At 77.9% G+C, this 2,007-nt stretch carries 1 protein-coding gene; it reads left to right on the top strand.

Features of this window, described 5'->3' with window-relative positions:
• On the top strand, window positions 1–2,007 hold a 2,007-nt coding region (locus AB0J39_RS39360; protein ID WP_363474292.1), incomplete at both ends, for a LuxR family transcriptional regulator.

The following is a 2,007-nucleotide window of genomic DNA, read 5'->3' as shown; positions in this document are numbered from 1 at the left end:
CGCCACCGGGTGTTCCGCGCCATACGCGCCCTGCTGGCGGCCGTCGGACCGGCCGTGCTCGTCGTCGAGGACCTGCACTGGGCCGACGACGGCACGCTCGATCTGCTGCGCTTCCTGGCCGGTCAGCCGCCGCAGGGGCTGGCGGTGGTCGCGACCTGCCGGCGCGACGGCACGGCCGGGCCGCCGCTCGGCCGGGCCTACCGGCACCAGCCGGACACGGCCAACGTGGTCGTACGGCTGGCGCCGCTGGACGTGCCGGCTGTGGCAAGCCTGGCCGGTGCGCTGCTGGAGCGGTCCGACCTGGCCCCCGGGTTCGTCGCGCGGCTGCACGAGCGCACGGCGGGCATCCCGTTCGTGGTGGAGGAGCTGGTCCGATCGCTGCCCGCCGGTCTGCCCGGCGCGGACGACCCTGACTCGCTCGACCGTGCCGTCGACCGCGCCGGCGTCCCGCTGCTGCTGCGCGAGGCCATGGCCGAGCGGATGGCGGGGCTGTCCCCGGCGGCGGCGAGCGCGGTCCGGGCGGCGGCGGTGCTGCGGCTGCCCGCGGACGAGGAGACGATCACCGCGGTCGCCGAAGGCTCCGCCGGGCTGGGCACCTCTGGGCCGGGCTCCGCCGGGCTGTCCACCCCTGAGCCAGGCTCCGCCGGCCTGGCCGAGGCGCTGCGCGCCGGGGTCCTGCACGAGCACCCGGGCGGCCGGTACGGCTTCCGCCACGCGCTCGCCCAGCAGGCCGTCTACGACGCCGTCCCCGGTCCGGAACGCCGCTCGGCGCACGTCAGGGCGATGGCCGCGCTCGCCGCCACGGACGCGCCGCCGCTGGTGCAGCTGGCCTTCCACGCCCGGCGTGCCGGGGACACCGCCGCCTGGGTGCGCCACGGGACCGCCGCCGCCCGGCAGGCCGCCGCGCTGGGCGACACCGCCCTCGCCGTCGAGGTGATCGAGGGCATGCTCGACGACCCCGCTCTCCCGGCCACCGGCCGCGGCCCGCTGGTGCTGATGCTGAGCCGCCTGGCGGCGACGGGCCTGTCGCACCAGCGGGTGGTGCGGCTGCTGCGCCAGGTGCTGCGGGGTGACTTCCTGTCCCGGGACGTGCGCGGCGAGGTGCGCCTCAACCTGGGCGTCGTCCTGTCCAACCAGGCGGGCGACGCCGCCGCGGGGCGTCCGGAGATCCTGGCGGCCCTGGCCGAGCTGGGCGACCGGCCGACGCTGGCCGCCCGCGGCTGGGCCAGCATCGCGATGCCCGAATGGGGCGTCGAGTCGCTGGCGGAGCACGCGGAGTGGATGGCCCGCGCCGAGGCGCTCGTCGCCACCGCCGACAACCCGGAGCTGTCGGCCGCGGTCCTGGCCAACCGGGCCTCCTTCGAGATGACGACCGGTTCTCCCGACGCGTTCGACGTCGCCGCCCGGCTGCCCGTCGCCGATCCGCGTCCGGCGGTCCGGCGGGAGGTCGCCAGGGCGTACTGCAACCTCCACGACTCGGCGACCACCGTGGGGCTCTACGCGGCGGCCGAGCGGTTCGCCCGGGAGGGCCGGCGGCTCGCCCTGGAGACCGGCGCGCAGTATCCCGCCTTCCTCCTCGACGCCTCCGTCATCCGCAGGGAGTGGCTCACCGGACGGTGGGACGGGCTCCGCGACCGGGCGGCGTCCCTGGGGGAGTCGGCCACGGAGACGCCGCTGATCGCGGTGGACCTCTGGCTGGTGCTCGGATCGCTGGCCCTGGCCAGGGGCGAATGGGAGGAGGCGGTCAGGCAACTCCACCGCGCCGGGCTGGACGCCCCGGACGCCCGCAACGTCCCGGTCGTGACGGCCGCCGCCGGAGGGCTCGTCGACCTGCTTCTCGCCCGCGGGACGGTGGACGAGGCGGCCGCGGAGGCCGGGCGGGCGGTCGCCCGGCTGCGCCGCAAGGGCGTGTGGGTGTGGGGGGCGAGCCTGGTCCCGGCCGCCGTCGCCGCGTTCGCCCGGGCCGGACGGCCGGGGACGGCGGCCGAGCTGGTGGACGAGTACGCC

It is taken from the genome of Microbispora sp. NPDC049633, assembly GCF_040675265.1.
GTDB lineage: Bacteria > Actinomycetota > Actinomycetes > Streptosporangiales > Streptosporangiaceae > Microbispora > Microbispora maris.
Note: the sequence above shows the minus strand (reverse complement) of the source record. Positions and strands in the feature narration are given on the sequence as shown.